Genomic DNA, 19,758 nt, shown 5'->3' with positions numbered 1-19,758 from the left:
TTACTTGTCTCCTTGACTGCATCCCCCCTCAGCAGTATGGGCGATCCCCTGTATCCTCTGAGGTGTCGTAGGGGCTTGCCCTGCTAAGAGTGTCTGACGGAAGGTACGGTTAGCTCGCATGGAGCAGAAGTGCTCCCCACACATCGAGCAGAAGTGCTTCTCCTTATGTACCTCATCGGGGAGGGTCTGGTCGTGAAGCTCCATGGCTCGCTCGGGATCTAGGGCTAGGTGGAACTGATCCCTCCATCTGAACTCAAAGCGAGCCTTACTCATCGCATGATCACGCAGGTAGGCAGCAGGGTGTCCCTTAGCAAGGTCGGCTGCATGTGCCGCTAGCTTGTAGGTGACGACACCCTCACGTACATCATCTCGCTCGGGGAGTCCGAGGTGCTCCTTCCTCGTCACATAGCAGAGCATGGCCGTACCATGGTGTCCGATGATCGAGGCTCCTATCGCTCCGGTGATATGGTCGTAGCCAGCACCTATGTCTGAGACCAGAGGCCCAAGGGTGTAGAAGGGTGCCTCATCGCAGTCAAGGAGCTCCTGAGTCATGTTCTCAGGGATGAGATGCATGGGTATGTGCCCTGGTCCCTCGATCATCACCTGCACGTGATATCGGGCTGCTATCCTATTGAGCTCTCCTAGCGTCTTCAGCTCTGCCATCTGGGCAGCATCATTGGCATCATGGATACAGCCAGGACGCAAGCCATCTCCGAGGGAGAGGGACACGTCATAGCGGGCAGCTATCTGACAGATCTCCTCGAAGTGCTCGTAGAGGAAGCTCTCCTTATTCTTATCAGTACACCAGCCTGCCATGATCGCTCCTCCACGGCTGACGATACCTGTCAGGCGGTGGAGCGTCAGAGGGATGTGCTCCTTCCTCAGCCCTGCATGGATGGTGAAGTAGTCTACCCCTTGCTCTGCCTGCTCGATGAGGGTATCTCGGTAGATCTCCCATGTTAGGTCGGAGACCCGCCCACGTACCTTCTCCAGAGCTTGGTAGAGAGGGACGGTGCCGATGGGTACGGGGCTATTGCGGATGATCCACTCACGTGTCTCATGGATATGTCTCCCTGTAGAGAGGTCCATGACGGTATCGGCTCCCCAGCGGGTCGCCCATACGGCCTTCTCCACCTCCTCGGCGATACTGCTGGTGATGGCAGAGTTCCCGATGTTGGCATTGACCTTACAGAGGAAGTTACGCCCGATGATCATCGGCTCCATCTCTGGGTGATTGATGTTCGCTGGGATGATGGCACGTCCCTGGGCGATCTCATTACGGACGAATTCGGGGGTCACTACCTCGGGTAGGACGGCACCCATAGGTTCGCCTCTGAGGGCGAAGCGCTCACGAGCCTCCTCGATGAGTTGATTCTCTCGGATAGCGACGTACTCCATCTCCTCGGTGATGATGCCCTGTGAGGCATAGTAGCGCTGGGTCACACAGCCCTCTCGAGCGACAAGGGGCTGGGTGGAGATATGTCGATAGCGTAGACCGTCGAGGGCGTGGTCGGAGAGGCGAGCTTGAGCATAGGTGCTCCCTAGACCCTCCTGTCGCAGGGTATCGCCCCGTCGCTCTATCCACGGCTCTCTCAGGCGAGGGAGTCCCCGCTCTAGGTCGACTACATAGTCTGGGTCAGTATAGGGCCCTCCGGTGTCGTAGGTGACTACAGGGGCATTGGGGCTACGACTCCCATCCTCGTGGACGGTGTCAGATAGGGGGATCCTGCGCATCCCTACACGGAGGTGGGGGAAGAGCTGACCAGGGACATAGATCTTCTCGGAGCCCATCATAGGGCCATGGGTCACGACTTCGTTGATTTTCATTGATAGATAGTGCTTGATCGTTAGGTGTGCGTGGAGTATTAGCTAGGCTATCCTCCGAAGGTGGGGAGGATGAGGAGGACATCATCGCCCTCCTCGAGCAGGGTGTCGTCTAGCGAGGGGCGTGGGATGATCTGAGCGTTGATAGCTACCGCCGAGCGTGGGGGGAGCTCACGGCCTAGCTGAGCTAGAGCCTCAGGGAGGGTACAGGGGGTGGGGAGGAGGGTAGGCTCTCCATTGAGTAGGATCTTCATCGGATTATTCTTCCTTCATGGTGCTATGTGATATGCGAAGAGACAGCATGAGCTACTCTTAGTCGAGACGGGCTAGACCATGAGGAGGACCGGCGATGAGACTATGGGTCATCGCCAAGCAGGATAAACGGAAGATACAAGAGGATAAGCGGCGAGACTTCGCCATCACTCTCTGCCTACGCCAGCATTATCTGGATCAGGTCTTCGGGTATAATCTCAGCTCAGCTCAGGACTTATCTTCCCTGTGCCAGCACCCCTTCGAGTTGCTCACGACAAAGGTAACCCTTTTCCCCAGATCTCCAAGGGGGAAGGGTAGAAAAAGTCCTCCGACACCACGAGGCCCAGCTGGGGCACTCTATGGTGTCGGAGGACGGAGGATGGTGGGCTAAGGGAAGAGCCTACTACTTACCCCACCAGAGGCTTAGGGCAGCAGGGCTCTTGGGGTCAGCCTCCTCTACCCGCTTCTCTACCTCATCGGGGAGGTGGTAGAAGAAGTCTAGGCCGGTGAACCGCTCCAGCTCACGGATGGAGAGCGTCATCTGATCGATGTGCTCCTCCTTGGTATAGCTCCTGTGCTCGGTGAGGAAGGCAATCGCATGGTAGGAGCGTCCTTTCTTCATTAGCACGGCCATCCAGAAGTAGCGAGGGATGACGACCTTCCCACCTAGACGCTCCTCCTTGATCTGATCCTCTCGGATGGTGGCTCCCTTGGCGACGTAGAGCTTGTCGCAGAACTTTCGGTTGTGCCCCCACTGCTGGACCTTGTTCTCTAGTCGGTGCCAGATGCCCGCATTGTGAGACTGGAGCTGGGGGCTCATGTTGGTGTAGTAGAAGGTCTGCTCATTGGCCTCACGGGAGAAGGTCCTATCCTCCGAGGCAACGAGGTGCCCTCGGCTGTAGCCACTACGAGGGAAGAAGGACGAGGTATCATAGACCTTGGGCACTATGGGGTCCCAGCGCCAGGCATTGGTGCGTGAGATGCTATCTCTCGAGGTCGTCTCATCGAAGGAGAAGGCGACCCAGCGAGCATGGAGCTTATAGACGTCGTACTCCAGTGAGTAGTTCACGACTCCCGAGGCATGGTGCGTGATGAAGTAATTGTGTGCCCCTCCGGCAAGACGTGGGAGCTCCAAGAGGGTCGTATCACCGAAGATCAGTTCCTCCGAGAGGCTATCTCGCCTCTGGGTAGGTGGTAGGGAGTCGGTGGGTCGCTTAGCCCCGATAGGCTTCGACCCTGAGGGGAGGATCGAGTCGGTGGCAAGGCTATCTCGTCCCTTAGTATGGCGGGAGGTAGTGGTAGATGTACCGGTAGTGACCCTCCTCGTCTTGGGTGAGGTCTGCGATCGATCCTGACGGGGCTGAGGGATGCGATTAGGCTGGTAGCTACAGCCAAAGGAAGCCACTAGAAGTCCAAAGGCAAGGGAGGTAATTAGTTTTTTCATGTGCGTGGGTTGTTAGGGAAGAGTATAAGTCTCCCTCAAAGGTAAGCATTTACCAGCGTTAGCCATAGCTCCTAGAGATAAGCTACCTTGATACCCATCATCCGGACTCCTAGGTACATAAAAGAAGCCTAACCCTAAGGGAGCTCAGCTCCTCTTAGCGCTAGGCTTCGACCGTTTAAGAGCTCGTCTGCTTCACAGCCTCACGGGACTCGGTATCCCTCTCTCGAGGGTGCGGAGTCTTCGCTGTGATGGTGACGAGAAATGGTGCTCTCTCCTCGGATGACGCTGGCCACCACTAGGAGGTCTTATTCTTCTCTGCAAAGGTAATGATAATCCTCCGACTCTACCTAATAGTGGGGAGAAAAAATAGGGGCGAACTACCTACTTCTTCCGATCCCCTTGGACGGATAGGGCAAGAGCCCTCCCTCGACCCTGTAGGGCGGGGAAGGGCTCTTGACTAAGAGGGGAAGCTAATGCTCTTATTCGATAGCTGCCTGAGCTGCTGCTAGGCGAGCGATAGGTACACGGAAGGGGGAGCAACTGACGTAGTTCAGCCCGATGCGGTGACAGAACTTCACCGAGTGGGGGTCACCACCATGCTCACCGCAGATACCACAGGGGAGCCCGGGGCGTGTAGCTCGCCCACGCTCTACGGCCATCTTGATCAGCTGACCTACACCCTCCTGATCAAGCTCCTGGAAGGGGTCTACGCTGAGGATCTTCTTGTCGAGGTAGACGGGCAGGAAGCCAGCTATATCATCGCGGCTGTAGCCGAAGGTCATCTGCGTCAGGTCGTTCGTCCCGAAGCTGAAGTACTCGGCGTGCTTAGCGATCTGGTCTGCTGTGAGTGCTGCTCGGGGGATCTCGATCATCGTACCTACGTGGAAGTCGATCTCTATACCCTCCTCGGCGAAGAGCTGACGGGCAGTGTCACGGATGACCTTCTCCTGCTCGTCGAACTCATTGACGATACCGATCAGAGGCACCATGATCTCTGGGCGTGGATCATAGCCCTCCTTCTTCAGCTGGATAGCAGCCGACAGGATAGCTCGTGTCTGCATGACGGTGATCTCAGGGTAGGTGTTCCCTAGACGGCAACCACGGTGACCGAGCATGGGGTTGTGCTCACTGAGCGAATTGACACGACGCTCGATCTCATGGACGGAGATACCCATCTCGTCGGCCATGATCTGCTGACCAGCGAGATCGTGGGGGACGAACTCATGGAGAGGGGGGTCAAGGAGACGGACATTCACGGGGCATCCATCCATAGCCTTGAGGATGCCGTAGAAGTCCTGCTTCTGGTAGGGGAGGAGCTTAGCCAGTGCCTTCTCACGTCCGGCCTTGGTATCTGCCAGGATCATCTCACGCATGGCTTTGATCTTCTCGTTTTCGAAGAACATATGCTCTGTACGACACAGACCGATACCGACAGCTCCGAAGGTACGAGCCACTGTAGCATCGTGGGGCGTATCGGCATTGGTGCGGACGACGAGCTTGGTGTACTTCTCACAGATCTTCATCAGGTCTGCGAAGTCCCCTGTGACCTCTGCGGGCTGAGTCTCTACCTGACCGAGGTAGACTTCGCCGGTGCTCCCGTTGAGCGACAGATAGTCGCCCTCCTTGAGTACGACACCGTCGATCTCTACCGTACGACGCTTGTAGTCGATATTGATAGCACCTGCACCTGAGACACAGCACTTACCCATACCACGAGCTACGACGGCAGCGTGGGAGGTCATCCCACCACGAGCGGTCAGGATCCCTTCGGCAGCTGACATCCCTGCGAGGTCTTCGGGGGAGGTCTCGATGCGTACCATGATCACACGGTGCCCATCATCATGCCAGCGGGTAGCGTCGTCAGCGAAGAAGACGATCTGCCCTGATGCAGCCCCAGGCGAAGCAGGGAGCCCGCTGGTGAGTACCTTAGCCTGGCTACGGGCTACAGGGTCGAAGACAGGGTGAAGGAGCTCATCGAGCTTGTGTGGCTCACAGCGTAGGAGAGCTGTCTTCTCATCGATGACTCCATCACGTAGCAGGTCCATAGCGATCTTGACCATGGCGGTACCTGTGCGCTTCCCATTGCGGGTCTGGAGGAACCATAGCTTCCCTTCCTGCACAGTGAACTCCATGTCCTGCATATCCCGATAGTGATCCTCGAGCTTCTGCTGGATGGCGTTGAGCTGGGCATAGATCTCGGGCATTGTTTCCTCCATCGAGGGGTATCTACTAGCACGGACCGACTCATCGATACGCTGCTGCTCAGCCCAGCTTAGTGAGCCTGCCTTGGTGATCTGTCGTGGGGTGCGGATCCCAGCCACGACATCCTCGCCCTGAGCATTGACGAGATACTCCCCGTTGAAGAGGTCCTCACCCGTGGCGGCATTACGGCTGAAGCAGACCCCTGTGGCGGAAGTGTCGCCCATGTTGCCGAAGACCATAGCCTGGACGTTGACGGCAGTACCCCATTCGGCGGGGATCCCTTCCATCTTACGGTAGAGGATGGCTCGTTCGTTCATCCAGCTATCGAAGACGGCGCAGATAGCTCCCCAGAGTTGCTCCATAGGATCGGTGGGGAAGTCCTTGCCTGTACGACGCTTGATTTCTTGCTTGAAGAGGACGACGAGGCTCTTGAGTTCGTCGACATTCAGTTCATTATCTAGATGTACACCACGCTGTGCTTTGACCCGATCGATAATTTCTTCGAAGGGGGCCACATCCTCTTTGCTCTCAGGCTTCATGCCGAGGACGACATCCCCGTACATCTGGACAAAGCGGCGGTAGCTATCATAGGCGAAGCGCTCATTGCCTGTCTTCTTGGCGAGCCCTTCGACGACGGTATCATTGAGACCAAGGTTAAGGATAGTATCCATCATCCCAGGCATCGAGGCACGAGCCCCTGAGCGCACGGAGACGAGGAGCGGGTTGGAGGGATCTCCGAAGGTACATCCCATGAGGCCCTCGATATGATGGACTGCCTGCATGACTTCGTCGGAGAGGAGGGAGATGAGCGTATCCTTGCCTCGGGAGAAGTACTCATTGCAGGTCTCTGTCGTGATCGTGAAGCCAGGAGGGACGGGTACTCCGATCAGGTTCATCTCTGCCAGATTAGCCCCTTTACCTCCGAGGAGATTTCTCATCTCCGCTTTACCTTCAGCGAGACCGTTCCCGAAGGTATAGACTCTTTTGTTGTCTCTCATTGTTAGCGTAGTTTAATGCGTTGGTTATACATTACAGAGCAAATGTATCGATTATTCCGATACCTTGTTCCCATTGGTCGGGCTGGAGGATTTAATATAGTTTTTTAGGAAGTAGAGGTGGTCTGGAGTTGCTTCTAATCTTCTCTTTCTAAGAAGTTTAATAATGTATCTTGGCTAAGGTTTACTCAGGCTTCTTCCTGTGGGTAATGAGCTAAAAAGGGGCGGTGTCATGGCTTCTTTCCTCCGGTGAGTGATAGGGGGAGTGGAGGCGTGCTGTCGTGGAGTGGCTCTACAGGGTGTGTACGCCTCACGGAAGGGCCCGATGCAAGCCCTCCCGAAGTACCCCATACATGGGTCGTCGGAGGGAGGCATTCATGGGTCACCGAGACGACCCATGAATGGGGTGCTTCGGTGACCCATGAATGGGGTACAAATATCCCCTTTACGCTAGGAGCTCTCTTCGTCATCGTGGCGAAGTGAGTTTCTCTAGGGTAAAGGGGAGGGATAGAGGAGCTCAGCCTACGGGCTGGAGCTCTCCTCTAAGAGTAGGCTGGGCTAAGCCATCTCGACGACGGTGATCCCAGCACCTCCGAAGCGAACATCCTCATCGTGGAAGTGCTCGACCCCAGAGACACCGCTGAGGTAGGTGCGTATCGACTCACGTAGAGCACCCGTTCCTGTGCCGTGCAGGATGCGTACTTGGTTGACTCCTAGCTGGAGTGCTTCGTCGACGAAGTAGGCTACAGCATCCACAGCCTCGGAGGCACGGAAGCCTCGGACGTCGATCTCCTGACGGAAGCCGAGTCGCTTCTGATGGATCTGATCGATGATCCCTGATGAGCGCACGGCTTGCGCTGGGGTGGTCTTCCGAAGGTGGCGTTGAGCTTCTGCGGGTGATACCCCATGGAGACGCTTCAGTGGGATCGTCGTCTTCAGAGCTCCGAGCGCTACACTAGCCTCTCTGTCGGAGATGGAGAGGATCGTACCCAGAGCCTTCTGTCCCTCGATGCGGACGACACTACCGACCTCCAGCGGGGCGTGTGCCTGAGTCGCTGGAGTGCTGGTCGCTGGAGCTTCGGTGCGGAGTCCTAGGGTAGGGGTCTCCTTCCCCTTAGTCTTGCGCTCGGCGTGGCGCTGTCGTCGAGCAAGGAGACGCTCTACCTCCCGCTGAGTCTTCTTAGCTTGTGCTAGAGCCTCGGCCTCTGCTTCGGCCGAGAGCTCCTCCTTGTAGTCCGTCAGCCTCTGGCGTATCGAGCGAGTTTCGTCCTTCGCCGCTTCGGCCTCTCGGATCTCTCGTATAGTACGCTCGATCTCGGCATTAGCCTCCTGGATGATGCGCTGAGCCTCCTTCTTAGCCTCTTGGATGATGCGCTTGCGCTCGGTTGCGATCTGGCTCATCCCCTCGGCGTACTTACTCGAAGCCTCTTGAAGGATCTTCTCCTCCTGACGGATGCTCTGGCGCTTCGTCTCCCAGTACCGCTTATCTCGGATGACGTCCTGCAGGTACTTATCCATGTCGATGTAGTCAGAGCCGACCTCCTCACGTACCTCTTGGATCACCTCTTCGGGCAAACCGATCTTACGGGCGATCTCGATGGCAAAGGAGCTCCCAGGGCGACCTATTGAGAGCTTGAAGAGCGGACGCATCTCATGGCGGTCGTAGAGCATAGCCCCGTTGATGAGCCCAGCATGATCCTCGGCGTAGGTCTTGAGATTCTGGTAGTGCGTCGTGATCACACCGAAGCACCCCGCATCATTGAAGCGGTGGAGGAGGGCCTGCGCTATCGCTCCACCGATGGTCGGCTCAGTGCCTCCACCGAACTCATCTATGAGAAGCAGGCTTCGTGAGCCTCCCTCCTTGATGAAGTGCTTCATGTTCCTCAGATGCGAGCTGTAGGTACTGAGGTCATCCTCGATGGACTGCTCGTCACCGATGTCGATATAGAGGCGGTCGAAGATCCCTACTGACGAATGGTCGGCCATCGGCACAGGGATCCCACACTGCACGAGGTACTGCAGGAGTCCGACGGTCTTGAGGCAGACGGACTTCCCCCCGGCATTAGGCCCTGAGATCAGAAGGATACGAGCTTCGGGGGCTTGTAGCCGTATGTCTAGAGGGACGATGCTTCGACCCTGAGCTCGGAGCGAACGGAGAAGGAGGGGATGCTTAGCGCCCCACCATTCGAGGGTAGGCTGGTCAGAGATGCGAGGGCATATTCCCCCGACGTCACCCGCCCAGCGTGCCTTGGCTCGGACGAAATCATAGTGCCCGAGGAGCGCATAGGCACCGAGGAGGTGCGGAATATTGGGGCGCAGACGACTAGCCACCTCTGTAAGGATGCGGATCACCTCACGGCGCTCTTCACTCTCCAGCTCTCGGATATGGTTGTTGGCCTCTACGAGCTCCACGGGCTCGATGAAGACGGTCTTCCCCGTAGCGGATTCGTCATGGATGATCCCTCGGAGCTTACGCTTGTGCATTGGGCTCATGGGGATGACGAGGCGGCCATCACGTAGCGTCGGCTGGGTGTCTGGCTCTACCCAGCCCTCCTGACGAGCTGTGGAGAGGATACGCTGGAGCATACCCGAGAGCCCACGCTCCGTCTCTCGGATCGACTGGCGTATACGTAGGAGCTCACGGGAGGCATTATCACGGAGCTTTCCCTCCTCGGTAAGTAGGGAGCGTAGGTGGCTCTCTACCTTGGGGAAGGAGGGAGTATCCTGCAGAAGCTGGGAGAGGCGAGGGTAGGTGTAGGCGAAGGTCTCCTGAGCACGATCCCCCGAGACATGCTCCTCGAGGAAGAAGTGCTGTAGACTATGTAGGGTCTCCAGCATACGTAGCAGATCAAGGAGCTCTTCCTCCTCGATGTACGTGCCTTGAGGACGGATGCGTCGGAGCACCTCGCTACAGTCGACAAGGGCTAGCGAGGGGAGGACAGACTCACCAGAGAGGATGGTCATCATCTCTCGGGACTCATCTAGTGCTCGGGCGATCTCTATGGTGTCGCACGAAGCCTCGAGGCGCTGCATCTCCTCCTGCCCTAGGATGGAGGCGCAGTAGCCCTCGAGGATGTGGCGTACCTCGGTATAGCCGATCTTCTCGGAGAAGTTATGTGGGTAGACGTCTAGTTTGCTGCTGTTCATTCAGGTCAAGATAAGGGGCAGGTCGGCGGTGCGATCTGCCCCAGAGCTATGTCTTAGTGGATGTAGGGGAGAGGGGTGCGGGACTAGCGTCGCTTGGTCTTTTTCTTACGTACCGACCAGCCGAAGTGTCCTATATATTCGCCTAGGCCGAAGTATTCGCCGTGGGCATAGACCAGCAGTCCCGCCCGCTTCATGTCGAAAGCACCCGTCTCGGGGTCGATATATTGCTCGTCGGCACGTACGCCTACGACCTCGGCGAGGAAGAGATCATGGCTCCCCAGCGGGGTGACCTCACGCACCCGACATTCGAGACTAATGGGTGACTCCTCGATGAGAGGTACTCCGAGGGTGGAGCCTGCCTCCTTGGTGAAGCCACAGGCTTCGAACTTATCCATCTTCCGCCCTGATACGACACCACACCAGTCCGTCTCACGTGCCATGGAGACAGTAGAGAGGTTGATCCCGAAGGCTCCATGCTCCTGGATGAGGTCGTGTGAGTAGCGCTCGGGACGAATACCGACGACGCACATCGGGGGATTGGTACACACGGTACTCACCCACGAGGCGGTGAGGATATTCGCCTTGCCATCCTCCATCGACCCGCAACTGATGAGTACGGCGGGGAGGGGATAGATGAGCGTCCCAGGCTTCCAGTCTACCCTCATAGGAGTTCGGCCTCCTCTGCTCTAGTCTTGCGCCCGCAATAGTGGCACTCGAGGACAGCCTTAGCACCCTTGGTCTCTTCGATCGAAGTATGGAAGAAGGTCTGCATCGGCTCGGCGTTGGTGATGCACTTAGGGTTGGAGCAGCGCACGAGCCCATGGATCTCCGAGGGGAGGCTGACCTTGCGCTTCTCCACGACCTGATAGTCACGGATCACGTTGAGGTGCACATTGGGGGCGAGGAGGGCTATCTTGTCGATCTCCTCGGCGGATACGAAGTGACCGGCCATCTTGATGATACCCTTGCGCTCCTGACGAGCACTTAGGAGGTTGTTGCCGATCGTCACAGGTGTCGACAGTTCGTCGAGATGGAGGAGTGCCACGATCTGAAAGAGCTTCTCTGCGGGGATATGGTCTAGGACGATCCCATCACGGATCGCTTCGACGAGCATCTTATCTTTATTCATGAGTCTCTAGGTAAGGGGCTGTGTGAACTAGTCGTCGATCTCTATGCCCAGGACTTCGCAGAGGATAGACTGGCGGACGTATAGTCCTCCCTGAGCCTGCTCTACGTAGTATGCCTGTGGGGTGTCATCCACGTCTAGGGCGATCTCATTGACACGGGGGAGCGGATGGAGGATGCGCAGGTTCTCCCGACAGCCTTCGAGCATGGAAGCGGTGAGGACGTAGACATTCTTCACACGCTCGTACTCCTCGAGGTCGACGAAGCGCTCACGCTGTACACGCGTCATGTAGAGGATGTCTACACTTCGGATCACCTCGGGGGTGAAGTCCGTCGTCTCCGTGAATGGGATACCTGCCTGCCTACAGAAGTCCTTACACTCCTCGGGCATGCTTAGCTCGGGAGGGGAGACGAAGATGAAGCGGGGACGGAAGGGAGCCATCCCGACGATGAGGGAGTGTACCGTGCGTCCGTACTTCAGATCCCCGACGAGGGCGATGGTCTTGTCATAGAGACTGCCCTGGGTCTTGCGTATCGCATAGAGGTCGAGGAGCGTCTGCGAAGGGTGCTGGTTAGCACCATCCCCCGCATTGATGATCGGTGCTCGATCCAGCTCCGAAGCATAGAGAGCAGCCCCCTCCAGATAGTGGCGCATGACGATGGCATCAGCATAGTTCCCTACCATAGATATAGTATCCTTGAGGGATTCGCCCTTAGAGGAACTAGAGGTAGAGGCATCAGAGAAGCCAATGACACGACCTCCAAGACGGTTGACGGCCGTCTCAAAGCTTAGGCGAGTACGTGTTGATGGCTCGAAGAACAAGGTGGCGATGACACGCCCCTCAAGAAGCTTACGGTTGGGGTTCTGCTCGAAGAGAGCGGCTCGATCTAGGAGATGTAGGATCTCTTCAGAGGAGAGTTGGTTGATCGATACTAAGTGCTTCATATCACTGGAAGAGGATCTATGGGCATCATGCAGTTCGCATTGCCTAGAGCAAAGATAGTGAGATTATGACGAAGGAGGGATGAGCTCCGACATGCCCCCGAAAAGTCACCCATTCATGGGTGACCGAGGTGACCCATGAATGGGTCGGTCGGGTACCCCATGCATGGGTCCCTTGAGCGTACTATGAATGGGGGCTTGAATGCACTATGAATAGGGTGGCCCAGTCCCCCAGATATGGGGTACTAAAAGCTCCTGCGGAAGGGTAGTCGAAGGCTACAAAAATGGGGGAGTGCGCTATGCCCAGTATGAGTGTAGCCAAAGAGCTGGTATGAGTCGTGATTGCTCTTCGTGTGGAATGTCATAGCTCTAGAAGGTGGGGAGTATCCTAAGTTCTTATCGGGATATGAGATGAGGATCTGCTCTTTCTCTCGGTGAACCTGACTTACTCCGCCAATCCTACTTATATCCAACGCTCTAGGAGAGGTTCGGTACGTGCAGGGCGTCGTAGGTAGATGGGCACACTCTGACGCAATAAGTACGGGTATCGATTCCAGAAGATGGAGCTCTGCGAGTTGGGAATATGATACTCAGCCCATATCTCACTAGGGTGCAAGTGAGGCAACATTAGTAAGGATACAGAAGGAGACCCCTTAGTGTCATTCGAAGGAGCTAGATGCCTTAGGGCGTCTCCGAAGGATCTACTTACGCCCATGCTCATGCCTCGGAAGGTCTGGAGCTTGTAAATGGCCTTCTTTGACTTGGCTCATAGCGACCCACCGAGATCCTTCATAGAGGAATAAAGGGGATGATGCTGGTAAGACAAAGGAGCAACAGGGAAACTCCATCGATGTGGAATGTATCGAAGAGAAGTGCCTGCAGTAATCGTCGAAGGCTCGGAGCTATACGTGAGATGGCGGAAGTAGATGCACGGACGAGACAGATAAGTCTATTGGCTTCCTATCTCTGAGTGAGAGCAAGTCCCCTTGAGTGACATCGTCGATCAAACGAATTCCAGACCTTCACCAAAGATCTCCAATCGACATGAGAAGGGAGAGATCCCTGAGCTTCATCGGGGAGAGGAGTGATCATTGAGGCCTCCACCTCCTCATATCCCTCCCAGATACAAACTAAACATAACACATCAACTGGGGGTATTTATCCGTGAAACCCCAGCTTTTGATAAGATGCTAGACAGAACGAAGCCTCCCGACCAAGAGTCTGTACCTTGATCGGGAGGCTTGTCATTAGATCTGCGGGAGTCAGCTGTGGCTCTTCAGGTCATCGTGTCTGTAGTGTAAGGTGTATATATACCTTATTATATAAGAGAGGCTATTTCTTCTTATCGATCTGAAGAGCACCGATGAGTTCGTGCACATCGGAGATACCATGACGAAGCATGTAGTTCTCAATTCCCTCGACGATCTGAACCGTAGCTGCAGGGTCTACGAAATTATAAGTGCCGACTTCTACCGCTGAAGCACCTGCCAGCAGGAACTCAATAGCATCCGTGGCCGTGGCGATCCCTCCCATGCCGATGATAGGCACCTTGACGGCCTGAGCCGTCTGCCATACCATACGCAGTGCGATGGGCTTTACCGCAGGACCTGAGAGCCCCCCAGTGATCGTCGAGAGCACAGGACGGCGCTTCTCTGCGTCGATAGCCATACCGAGCAAGGTGTTGATCATGGAGATGGAGTCCGCCCCTTCAGCCTCTACTGCTCGGGCTATCTCTGTGATGTCGGTGACGTTGGGCGATAGCTTGACGATGAGGGTCTTGTCGTAAACGGCTCGTACGGCACGCACGACAGAGGCTGCTCCAGCACAGGTGACACCGAAAGCCATCCCCCCTTCCTTGACATTGGGACACGATATATTAAGCTCGATAGCGGGGATATGCTCTAGGGCATTGATCTTCTCAGCGGTAGCGATGTAGTCCTCTACTTGCGAACCGCTGACATTCACGATCATCGCCGTGTCGTAGTCTTGGATCGTCGGATAGATGTGCTCACAGAAGTAATCTACCCCCTTATTCTGTAGCCCTACGGCATTGAGCATCCCAGAGGGAGTCTCAGCCATACGGGGATAAGGATTCCCTTGGCGAGGGTGTAAGGTCGTCCCCTTGACGAGGATCCCCCCTAGACGATTGAGGTCGATGAAGTCGCTGTATTCTGTCCCATAGCCGAAGGTCCCAGAGGCAGTCATCACGGGGTTCTTGATGGTCAGACCTCGACCGATATGTACTTGTGTCTTGAGCATGTTAGTCTTTCTTGATAAGCGTAGAGTTAAAGACGGGCCCCTCGGTGCATACGCAGGTATTGCCCTTGCCTACGAGGTCTTCGACACAGCAGAGGCATGCTCCGATACCGCATGCCATCGTATTCTCAAGGGAGACTTCGCAGTCGATCCCACGGCTCTCAGCCACCTTGGCTACGGCGATCATCATCACCTTGGGCCCGCAGGTATAGATACGGTCAAAAGAGCCTTGCTGCAAGATGGGGTGATCGGTCACACGACCTTCGATCCCCAGCTCGCCACTATCAGTCGTAAGGTGGACTTCTCCAAGGGCTTCGAACTCTTCCCTAAGTACGATGTGGCTGGCTGTACGCCCACCGAGGAGGATCGTAGGACGAATGCCTGCTGCGCTGAACTGTCGCGCGAGGAAAAGCATGGGTGCTACCCCTACGCCTCCTCCGACAAGGAGAGGACGAGAGATGCCCTCCGTAGAGAAGGTGTTGCCCAGCGGTATTAGGAGATCAAGCGAAGTGCCATCGGGAAGCCCCGTGAGGATTGATGTTCCCTTGCCTACACGGCCGATGAGAAGCCATAGCTCTCGGCGCTCGGGGAAGACATTGCAGATCGATATGGGACGACGAAGTAGGACGATGCCTCCTGGGACAGCGACTTGTACGAACTGGCCTGGAGCCATCTCTGGGAAGATACCAGCCTCTATGGGGAGGGAGAGCTTGAGCAGATGACTGCCCGCTCCTAGATCCACAGTGGAAAGGAGTGTAAACCGAAGCGAATACTTTTTCATTGCGTGATGATGCACATTGGACTTGATGCCACAAAGATACGCAGAATCTACTGCCTTAGGACTGGCTTTCGTCCGAATGGAAGGAGGAGAAACTATTGTCGGTATAGAAGACTGTGATGTGATCAATCTCCTTGCTCCGTCGCCCCTCTAGTTCGGACTTGAGGCGAGCTATTTCTTCTGCTTGGGAGATAAGGATGGTGCGGAGCTTCTCCGTCTCATCCCCTTCGCTGGCATCTATAGGAGAAGGGAGCGCTGGTCTAGGGAGCTGACCTCCTTCGGCCCCAAAGAGGAACCAATAGGGATCCACGAGTTCGGGGTAATGCTCTATGATCTTGTTTATCGTCACGACATTTATTAGCTGTCGCTCATTGAGGTTAAGGGAGAGCGTCGCTGGTGCAATGCCGGCTCGGGTGGCGAAGTCTTTAGCGGTTAGACCGCTGTTATTGATCACCTCCCGGAGTCGTCTAGTGATGGCTGCGAGGTCGATGAACTCTGACATAATGGCTGAGTGTATGCTGATTTGTTTACGCAAACAAAGTTAGCGATTTGAATTCGCAATAGTAAATGTTGCTTGATTTTGAATTTAGAATCCAATAGTTTATGATGAGCGAATTCGCCAGATTCAAGCCTTGGAATGCTCTAATCCACCTATAAGCTTAACTTCATAAATCAATGCTATGCTATTGATATACATAGTATTCATTTGCCTAATTAACTCATAACTAAGCCCAATTAACCTCTATTTAAGGTCTAAATCAAAGCTCTACTTAAGAGTAGGCTTCGTAAGTCACTGGGAAATAGATTAAAACAACCTTATCCGTACGCCTACAGCTAAGGTGGAGTTTGTTGAATTGAATTGGCACTACCCTATCCCCTAGTACTACCCTGTTGGTTTCTTTGAATCCATTGTGTTGAATTTGAATAAAGCTTGATTTACTCTAGCAAACCATCGAAAGGCCTCGAATTTCGTCATCTTGAAGGGCTGTCACGATGACAGGCGGTGTGGGGTGCTTATCTAGGGAGAGATTCGAGGGGGTAAAAGGGTGGATCAGGAAGGTGGACGAGCGTGGGAATTCATTCGCCTCGACAACCCTCGGCCTAGCCTTGCTCTTGAGGGGGCAAAACAAAACCTACTGTAGGTCGCCCTTGCGACCCACTGTAGGTCGTCGAGACGACCCACAGTAGGTTTCTTTGACGACCTACCATGGGTCGTTTTTGAGGGGGATGCAAGCTCCTAATAATTATGGTATAGAGGCACGAGGAGAAAGGGGTATTAGGACGGGGTGAATTCCGAAGGTGGGAAGTGCTGTGAACGTGTATCGTCTTGAGCTGAGAAAAGACGTACCTTTGCCCTAGCACCTCCTCAGTGCTCCGCCCATGAGACGCTGATAGGTGTTTACCATCTTGGACCACAAGTACGGATCATTCAACACTATTAATATCTAGATCGTCATGCAGATCAAGAAGCAACTGATTACTCTAGGTCTCGGAGCGCTCTTAGCGCAAGGGATCTCGCCGGTAAGTGCATGGGCACAGAAGGCAAACCAACAGAAGTCATCCTCGGGGATCAACTTCTCGGATATGGATCGCAAGATACGTCCGCAGGACAACTTCTACCTCTATACCAATGGAGGCTGGATGCGTAAGAATCCTCTGAAGCCAGCATATAGCCGCTTCGGGACCTTCGATATCCTCCAGGATACGACCACGGCACAGATCCATAATATCGTAGAGGAGCTCGCTGGGAAGCCCCAAACAAAGGGCTCGAACGACTACCGTGTAGCCGTCCTCTACAAGCAAGCTATGGATATCGCCACGCGCAATGCACTCGGCGCTCAGCCCATCCAGCCTGAGCTCCAGGCGGTCCAAGCGCTCCAGGACAAGGGCGACGTACTGAAGTATCTGGCTCAGCAGGATCAAGAGTACGGACAGGGGGGGCTCTTCGGGAGCGGTGTCGCTGCTGATGAGAAGAACAGCACGATGAATATCTTCCTCCTCAATCAGACAAGCCTCGGTCTAGGCACTCGTGACTACTATGTAGAGTCGAACCCCGAGACCGAGAAGATCCTCGCAGGATATGAGGCTTATCTGATCCGCATCCTCAAGCTAGCAGGCTTTGCAGAGGCAGAGGCCAGCCGTATCGCTAAGACGACCATCCGTCTGGAGAAAGAACTGGCGCAGTTCTCCTACTCCAATACCGAGCTTCGCGACTCACAGAAGAACTACAACATCGTCAATATCGCCGACTTCGCTCGTGAGCACAAGGGCTTCGACTGGCAGGGATACTTCTCTCTGCGTGGGCTCAACATCACGACGGCCAACTTCACACAGCTAGGCTTCTTCAAGGCCTTCGATAAGTGGTATCAGGGTGCTACCCTAGCTGACCTCAAAGACTTCTTTATCTCCCGCACGGTGAGCGGTGCTGCCACGTCGCTGAGCGAAGCCTTTGAGCAGGCACAGTTTGACTTCTTCGGTAAGCAGCTGAGTGGTCGTAAGGAGATGCACCCCCGCTGGAGACGGAGCGTCGGCGTCGTACAGAGCGTCCTCGGTGAAGCCCTCGGTGAAGTCTATGTCAAGCGTCACTTCTCTCCCGAAGCTAAGGAACGTATGCTCACGCTCGTGCACAACCTTCAGAAGGCACTGGGACAGCGTGTCGATGCCCTCACCTGGATGAGTGAGGAGACGAAGAAGCGTGCTCAAGAGAAGCTCAGTAGCTTCATCGTCAAGATCGGCTATCCCGACAAGTGGATGGACTACAGCTCCCTCGATATCGATGAGTCGAAGACCTACTATCAGAACCTCGAGGCAGCAGTACGCTTCATGCAAGCAGACAACCTCAAGGACCTAGGCAAGCCCGTAGATCGCACAAAGTGGCTCATGAGCCCACAGGAGGTCAATGCCTACTACATGCCTACCACCAACGAGATCTGCTTCCCTGCTGGGATCCTACAGCCTCCCTTCTTCAACATGGAAGCTGATGACGCTGTGAACTACGGTGCTATCGGTGTCGTCATCGGCCATGAGATGACTCACGGCTTCGACGATGAAGGGTCGAACTTCGACAAGGATGGTAACATGAACAACTGGTGGACGGCTGAGGACCGTCAGAAGTTCGAGGTGACGACCCAGCGTCTGGCTAAGCAGTTCTCTTCGGTCACCGTAGCTCCAGGGCTTAAGGCCAATGGTGAACTGACCCTCGGGGAGAATATCGCAGACCAGGGCGGTCTCACTATTGCTTATCTGGCTCTCCAGCTTGCTAGCGAAGGACAGCAGACCACGAAGATCGATGGCCTCACGCCAGCACAGCGCTTCTATATCGCCTATGCTCGCCTCTGGGGACAGAATATCACCGAAGCTGAGATACGTCGTCTTACGAAGCTCGATCCCCACAGCCTTGGTCTCCTGCGTGTCAATCAGGCACTGAAGAACATCGATCCCTTCTACAAGGCATTCAATATCCGTCCTACAGATAAGATGTACCTAGCCCCCAAGGACCGTGTAGTCGTCTGGTAGGGCATCCCCTCTCCCACTATTCACGCTACCGACTGGAGTATATACCTCGCAGTCGGTAGCGTTCTTTTTAGAGGACTCCACTGAGAAGACACTATCTTTGCAGACTCTAAGGCATACAGAATGAATAGAATGACACGTAAGGAGCAGAGACAGCTCTTCGGTATCTTCTTCAAGATAGGCGTGACGACCATCGGCGGAGGCTATGCGATGATCCCGATGATGGAGCATGAGATCGTCCAGCGCATGAAGTGGCTCGACCAGCAGGAGTTCATGGACATCCTAGCGGTCTCCCAAGCTACCCCAGGGATCTTCGCCGTAGATATGGCGAGCCATATCGGGCATAAGCTCGGCGGAGTGCGTATGGCACTCCTCGCAGCCCTCGGCAATGTCCTCCCCTCCTTCATCATCATCTTGATCCTAGCTACCCTCTTCCAGCAGTTCAAGGAGATCCAACTCGTAGAGTATGCATTCCGAGCCATTCGTCCCGTCGTCGTGGCTCTGATAGCAGCGCCTGTCTTCTCGATGGCTCGGTCAGCCTCTCTGACCCGCTATACCCTCTGGATCCCACTCGTCTCTGCCTCCCTCATCTACTTCCTTGGGGTCTCCCCCGTCTACATCATCCTCATCGCAGCACTGGCAGGTTGGGGCTATGGACTCCTCAAGGGCAAACAGAAAGCCTCCCGATCATGATCTTCCTACAGCTCTTCCTTGTCTTCTCCAAGATAGGTATCGTCGGCTTCGGCGGAGGCTATGCTATGCTCTCGCTGATCCAAGATGATGTAGTCAATAAGCACGGCTGGCTAAGTTCGGCGGAGTTCACCGACATCGTGGCGGTGAGTCAGATGACTCCTGGTCCTCTGGGTATCAATATGGCGACCTACGTGGGCTATACCTCCGTGCTCAATGCGGGCTATCCTACTGAGCTCGCCATGCTGGGCTCTCTGCTGGCTACCCTCTCCATCCTTTGGCTCCCCTTCATCCTCATGATCGTGGTGAGTCGCTTCCTGCTCAAGCATAAGGAGAGCCCCATCATCAAGAGCATCTTTGCGGGGCTACGTCCGACGATCGTAGGGCTCGTAGCTGCAGCAGCGCTGGTACTGATGAATGCGGAGAACTTCGGGGCACCTCGTACGGCGCTCCTACAGTTCGTCGTCAGCCTCATCCTCTTCGCTCTAGCCTTCATCTCCGTCTACCGCTTCAAGGTCAGCCCGCTGAAGATCCTTGCACTGGCTGGTATCTTCGGGATGGTCTTCTATAGTGTCTTCCCTAGCTAAGT

14 protein-coding genes and 1 riboswitch are annotated in these 19,758 nt (G+C 55.2%); of the genes, 3 read left to right on the top strand and 11 right to left on the bottom strand.

Annotated features, from left to right (window positions below; genetic code table 11):
• From thiC to HMPREF1556_RS00795, 11 genes are all read right to left on the bottom strand, one after another.
• Positions 1–1,827, bottom strand: coding sequence for a phosphomethylpyrimidine synthase ThiC (gene thiC / locus HMPREF1556_RS00850; protein WP_021666277.1), 1,827 nt, complete (start codon positions 1,825–1,827; stop codon positions 1–3).
• A gap of 47 nt (positions 1,828–1,874) precedes the next feature.
• Complete coding sequence (gene thiS / locus HMPREF1556_RS00845) at positions 1,875–2,078, bottom strand: sulfur carrier protein ThiS (RefSeq protein WP_021666276.1); 204 nt, start codon at positions 2,076–2,078, stop codon at positions 1,875–1,877.
• A 156-nt stretch (positions 2,079–2,234) separates the two neighbouring features.
• Positions 2,235–2,346: riboswitch (TPP riboswitch) on the bottom strand.
• A 133-nt stretch (positions 2,347–2,479) separates the two neighbouring features.
• The gene (locus HMPREF1556_RS00835; protein ID WP_021666274.1) at positions 2,480–3,520 is read right to left on the bottom strand and encodes a DNA/RNA non-specific endonuclease; all 1,041 of its coding nucleotides are present in this window, start codon (positions 3,518–3,520) and stop codon (positions 2,480–2,482) included.
• A 479-nt stretch (positions 3,521–3,999) separates the two neighbouring features.
• Complete coding sequence (gene ppdK, locus HMPREF1556_RS00830) at positions 4,000–6,720, bottom strand: pyruvate, phosphate dikinase (RefSeq protein ID WP_021666273.1); 2,721 nt, start codon at positions 6,718–6,720, stop codon at positions 4,000–4,002.
• A 555-nt stretch (positions 6,721–7,275) separates the two neighbouring features.
• A complete protein-coding gene (locus tag HMPREF1556_RS00825; protein WP_021666271.1) occupies positions 7,276–9,864 on the bottom strand; it encodes an endonuclease MutS2 in 2,589 nt (862 codons plus the stop codon).
• Between the two features lie 83 nt (positions 9,865–9,947).
• Positions 9,948–10,529, bottom strand: a complete 582-nt coding sequence (locus HMPREF1556_RS00820) for a flavin reductase family protein (RefSeq protein ID WP_021666270.1) — start codon at positions 10,527–10,529, stop codon at positions 9,948–9,950.
• Positions 10,526–10,993, bottom strand: coding sequence for an aspartate carbamoyltransferase regulatory subunit (locus HMPREF1556_RS00815; RefSeq protein WP_021666269.1), 468 nt, complete (start codon positions 10,991–10,993; stop codon positions 10,526–10,528). The genes HMPREF1556_RS00820 and HMPREF1556_RS00815 overlap by 4 nt, the downstream gene beginning before the upstream one ends.
• Before the next feature lie 27 nt (positions 10,994–11,020).
• Positions 11,021–11,935: an aspartate carbamoyltransferase gene (gene pyrB, locus HMPREF1556_RS00810; protein WP_021666268.1), complete on the bottom strand. Its 915-nt coding sequence runs from the start codon at positions 11,933–11,935 to the stop codon at positions 11,021–11,023.
• A 1,329-nt stretch (positions 11,936–13,264) separates the two neighbouring features.
• Positions 13,265–14,191, bottom strand: coding sequence for a dihydroorotate dehydrogenase (locus HMPREF1556_RS00805; protein ID WP_021666262.1), 927 nt, complete (start codon positions 14,189–14,191; stop codon positions 13,265–13,267).
• Between the two features lies 1 nt (position 14,192).
• On the bottom strand, positions 14,193–14,969 hold the full coding sequence (locus HMPREF1556_RS00800) for a dihydroorotate dehydrogenase electron transfer subunit (RefSeq protein WP_021666261.1): 777 nt from the start codon (positions 14,967–14,969) through the stop codon (positions 14,193–14,195).
• Positions 14,970–15,024: 55 nt separating this feature from the next.
• Positions 15,025–15,468, bottom strand: coding sequence for a helix-turn-helix transcriptional regulator (locus HMPREF1556_RS00795; RefSeq protein WP_021666260.1), 444 nt, complete (start codon positions 15,466–15,468; stop codon positions 15,025–15,027).
• 953 nt (positions 15,469–16,421) lie between these two features.
• On the opposite strand from HMPREF1556_RS00795, the gene HMPREF1556_RS00790 reads away from it, so the two are divergent.
• From HMPREF1556_RS00790 to HMPREF1556_RS00780, 3 genes are all read left to right on the top strand, one after another.
• Positions 16,422–18,482: a M13 family metallopeptidase gene (locus HMPREF1556_RS00790; RefSeq protein ID WP_021666259.1), complete on the top strand. Its 2,061-nt coding sequence runs from the start codon at positions 16,422–16,424 to the stop codon at positions 18,480–18,482.
• A gap of 120 nt (positions 18,483–18,602) precedes the next feature.
• Positions 18,603–19,172 (top strand): chromate transporter, encoded by a 570-nt coding sequence (locus tag HMPREF1556_RS00785; protein WP_021666258.1) that lies wholly within the window; start codon positions 18,603–18,605, stop codon positions 19,170–19,172.
• A complete protein-coding gene (locus HMPREF1556_RS00780) occupies positions 19,169–19,756 on the top strand; it encodes a chromate transporter (RefSeq protein ID WP_021666257.1) in 588 nt (195 codons plus the stop codon). Before HMPREF1556_RS00785 ends, HMPREF1556_RS00780 begins: the two co-directional genes overlap by 4 nt.
• Positions 19,757–19,758 lie beyond the last annotated feature (2 nt).

The organism is Porphyromonas sp. oral taxon 278 str. W7784, assembly GCF_000467855.2.
Lineage (GTDB): Bacteria > Bacteroidota > Bacteroidia > Bacteroidales > Porphyromonadaceae > Porphyromonas.
Note: the sequence above shows the minus strand (reverse complement) of the source record. Positions and strands in the feature narration are given on the sequence as shown.

Bases quoted from the DNA above. Each gene is read 5' to 3' on its own strand.
- thiC (WP_021666277.1), bottom strand. From the start codon at position 1,827: ATGAAAATCAACGAAGTCGTGACCCATGGCCCTATGATGGGCTCCGAG.
- thiS (WP_021666276.1), bottom strand. From the start codon at position 2,078: ATGAAGATCCTACTCAATGGAGAGCCTACCCTCCTCCCCACCCCCTGT.
- HMPREF1556_RS00835 (WP_021666274.1), bottom strand. From the start codon at position 3,520: ATGAAAAAACTAATTACCTCCCTTGCCTTTGGACTTCTAGTGGCTTCC.
- ppdK (WP_021666273.1), bottom strand. From the start codon at position 6,720: ATGAGAGACAACAAAAGAGTCTATACCTTCGGGAACGGTCTCGCTGAA.
- HMPREF1556_RS00825 (WP_021666271.1), bottom strand. From the start codon at position 9,864: ATGAACAGCAGCAAACTAGACGTCTACCCACATAACTTCTCCGAGAAG.
- HMPREF1556_RS00820 (WP_021666270.1), bottom strand. From the start codon at position 10,529: ATGAGGGTAGACTGGAAGCCTGGGACGCTCATCTATCCCCTCCCCGCC.
- HMPREF1556_RS00815 (WP_021666269.1), bottom strand. From the start codon at position 10,993: ATGAATAAAGATAAGATGCTCGTCGAAGCGATCCGTGATGGGATCGTC.
- pyrB (WP_021666268.1), bottom strand. From the start codon at position 11,935: ATGAAGCACTTAGTATCGATCAACCAACTCTCCTCTGAAGAGATCCTA.
- HMPREF1556_RS00805 (WP_021666262.1), bottom strand. From the start codon at position 14,191: ATGCTCAAGACACAAGTACATATCGGTCGAGGTCTGACCATCAAGAAC.
- HMPREF1556_RS00800 (WP_021666261.1), bottom strand. From the start codon at position 14,969: ATGAAAAAGTATTCGCTTCGGTTTACACTCCTTTCCACTGTGGATCTA.
- HMPREF1556_RS00795 (WP_021666260.1), bottom strand. From the start codon at position 15,468: ATGTCAGAGTTCATCGACCTCGCAGCCATCACTAGACGACTCCGGGAG.
- HMPREF1556_RS00790 (WP_021666259.1), top strand. From the start codon at position 16,422: ATGCAGATCAAGAAGCAACTGATTACTCTAGGTCTCGGAGCGCTCTTA.
- HMPREF1556_RS00785 (WP_021666258.1), top strand. From the start codon at position 18,603: ATGAATAGAATGACACGTAAGGAGCAGAGACAGCTCTTCGGTATCTTC.
- HMPREF1556_RS00780 (WP_021666257.1), top strand. From the start codon at position 19,169: ATGATCTTCCTACAGCTCTTCCTTGTCTTCTCCAAGATAGGTATCGTC.